The organism is Ramlibacter sp. (assembly GCF_035706265.1).
Classification (GTDB): Bacteria; Pseudomonadota; Gammaproteobacteria; order Burkholderiales; family Burkholderiaceae_C; genus Ramlibacter.
The window spans coordinates 1-2,708 of the sequence record NZ_DASSVG010000025.1 but is presented as its reverse complement, the minus strand read 5'-3'; the positions used below and the strand labels follow the sequence as shown (position 1 = coordinate 2,708).

The window sequence follows — 2,708 nt, the reverse complement described above, 5'->3', positions numbered from 1 at the left end:
CGGCACGGCGGAGAGCAGCTACGTCTACGTGGCCACCAAGTCCAAGCCCGAAGCGCGCGAACTGAAGAAGGTGGTGGTGGGCGTGGCCGATGCCGGCGCCCAGCGCGAGGCCTTCGCCCGTGCGCGTGCCGCCGCCGCCGGCATCGAGTTCGCCCGCGAGCTGGGCAACCTGCCGCCCAACTACGCCACGCCCTCGCGCCTCGGCGACGAGGCGACCAAGCTCGCCAAGGCGCACGGTTTCGGCGTCGAAGTCCTGGGCCCGAAGGAGGTGGCGCGCATCGGCATGGGCTCCTTCCTGGGCGTGGCCAAGGGCTCGGCCGAGCCGCTGCGCTTCATCGTGCTGCGCCACGACGGCGGCCCGCGCGGCGAGGCGCCGATCGTGCTGGTGGGCAAGGGCATCACCTTCGACACCGGCGGCATCTCGATCAAGCCCTCGGCCGAGATGGACGAGATGAAGTTCGACATGGGCGGTGCCGCCAGCGTGCTGGGCACCTTCCGTGCGCTGGGCGAGATCAAGCCGCGCCTGAACGTGGTGGGCCTGATCCCGAGCTGCGAGAACATGCCCGACGGCGCCTCCTACAAGCCGGGCGACATCCTCACCAGCCTGAGCGGCCAGACCATCGAGGTCCTCAACACGGACGCCGAGGGCCGCCTGATCCTGTGCGACGCGCTGACGTATGCCGAGCGCTTCAAGCCGCGCGCGGTCATCGACGTCGCCACGCTCACCGGTGCCTGCGTGGTCGCGCTGGGCGGGGTGCGCAGCGGCCTGTTCGCCACCGACGACGCGCTCGCCCAGGCGCTGCAGCAGGCCGGCGAGACGGCGCTCGATCCCTGCTGGCGCCTGCCGCTTGACGAGGAGTACGCGGAGGGCCTGAAGACCAACTTCGCCGACGTGGCCAACGTGGCCGGCCGCGCGGGCGGCGCCGTGGTGGCGGCGAAGTTCCTGCACCGCTTCACGCAGAACTATCCCTGGGCCCACCTGGACATCGCGGGCACGGCCTGGCGGGGCGGCAACAACAAGGGCTCCACCGGCCGGCCGGTGGGGCTGCTGCTGGAATACCTGCTGTCGCAGGCGGGTGCCGGCGCCGCGGCCGCACCCGCCGGCAAGCGGGCCGCGCCGGGCAAGACGAGGCCGGCTGCCAAGGCGCCGGCGCGCGGCAAGGGGCGGGTCGCGGCGTGACCCTGGCCCCTAGCCCCCGGCCCCCAGCCCCTTCGGTATGACCGAAGTCGCCTTCCACTTCAACGTCCCCGACAAGCTCGCCTATGCCTGCCGGCTGCTGCGCAAGGCAGCGGGCGCCGGCGCGCGGGTGGTGGTCACCGGCGAGCCGGAACTGCTGCGCCGGCTCGACACCGAGCTGTGGACCTTCTCGGCGCTCGAGTTCATCCCGCACGCGCACGCCGGCTCGGCCGACGCGCAGGTGCTCGCGGCCTCGCCCGTGGTGCTGGCCGACACGGCGCGGGGCACGCCGCACCAGCAGGTGCTGGTGAACCTCGGCGGCGCCGTGCCGGAGGGCTTCGAGCGTTTCGAGCGGCTGATCGAGCTGGTCTCGCAGGACGAGGACGATCGCCAGCACGCGCGAGCGCGCTGGAAGCACTATGCCGACCGCGGCTATGCGATCCAGCGGCACGACTACGCCGTGCGGGAGGGCCGCTGATGGCCACGCGCACGCCGCCCAAGTTCGTGCCGACCCTGACCGAAGTGGTGCAGACCGGCGCCGCGCCGCTGGGCGCGCCCGCCGCCGACACGCTGCCGGCGCTCACGCAGGAGCAGCTCGCCCAGCGCGTGCTGCAGCGGGTGGAGCTCACGCTGGACCGGCGGCTGCGCGAGGCCGTCGCCGCCACCATCGTGGAACACACCAGCGCGCTCACGCCCCTGCTGCGGGAGCGCGTGGAGAGCGTCGTGCGCGAGGTCGTGGCCGAGGCGCTGGCCGACGAATTGCAGGCGCGTCAACGGCCGGACGGCACGAACGTTTGAGCTGTAGCAAGCTTTGCTGTGCGCGCCGTCGCTTGGGCGACGCAAAGCTTGCCGTTCGCTTTCATCCCTAGAGGAGTCCCTCTGGCCCGGGTGTGGAAATTGAGATATGTTCCGCGCCGTTGAGCGAACAACGAGTGGATCTCAACCCATCAAGCTATCTGGAGGTTTCCATGCAATTCCAACTGAGACTGACGGTCGCCTGCGCGCTGGCCGCCGCGTGCGGCATCGCCTTCGCACAGGAGCAAGTCGTCAAGATCGGTCACGTCGCCCCCATGTCGGGCCCGCAGGCGCACTATGGCAAGGACAACGAGAACGGCGTCCGCATGGCCATCGAGGACCTGAACGCGCAGGGCGTCACGATCGGCGGCAAGAAGGTGAAGTTCGAGATCCAGGCCGAAGACGACGCCGCCGACCCGAAGCAGGGCACCGCCGCCGCCCAGAAGCTGTGCGACGCGAAGGTCGCCGGCGTGGTGGGCCACCTGAACTCCGGCACGACCATCCCCGCCTCCAAGGTCTACCACGACTGCGGCATCCCGCACATCACCGGCGCCGCCACCAACCCCGACCTGACCAAGCCGGGCTGGGACACGACCTACCGCATCATCGCCAACGACAACGCGCTGGGCGCGGCGCTGGCCCTGTACGCTTCCGACAAGCTGAAGCTGAAGAAGGTCGCGATCATCGACGACCGCACCGCCTACGGCCAGGGCGTCGCCGAGGTGTTCGCGAAGAC

Annotated in this window: 4 protein-coding genes; all 4 read left to right on the top strand. The window is 70.9% G+C overall.

Annotation, left to right across the window (positions count from 1 at the left end; genetic code table 11):
• Nucleotides 1-1,180, top strand: a 1,180-nt coding sequence (locus VFM98_RS00920) for a leucyl aminopeptidase (protein WP_325108004.1), incomplete at its 5' end; no start/stop codon positions are given.
• A 37-nt stretch (nucleotides 1,181-1,217) separates the two neighbouring features.
• On the top strand, nucleotides 1,218-1,655 hold the full coding sequence (locus VFM98_RS00915; RefSeq protein ID WP_325108003.1) for a DNA polymerase III subunit chi: 438 nt from the start codon (nucleotides 1,218-1,220) through the stop codon (nucleotides 1,653-1,655).
• Nucleotides 1,655-1,975 (top strand): hypothetical protein, encoded by a 321-nt coding sequence (locus tag VFM98_RS00910; RefSeq protein WP_325108002.1) that lies wholly within the window; start codon nucleotides 1,655-1,657, stop codon nucleotides 1,973-1,975. The genes VFM98_RS00915 and VFM98_RS00910 overlap by 1 nt, the downstream gene beginning before the upstream one ends.
• Nucleotides 1,976-2,145: 170 nt before the next feature.
• On the top strand, nucleotides 2,146-2,708 hold a 563-nt coding region (locus tag VFM98_RS00905; RefSeq protein ID WP_325108001.1), incomplete at its 3' end, for a branched-chain amino acid ABC transporter substrate-binding protein.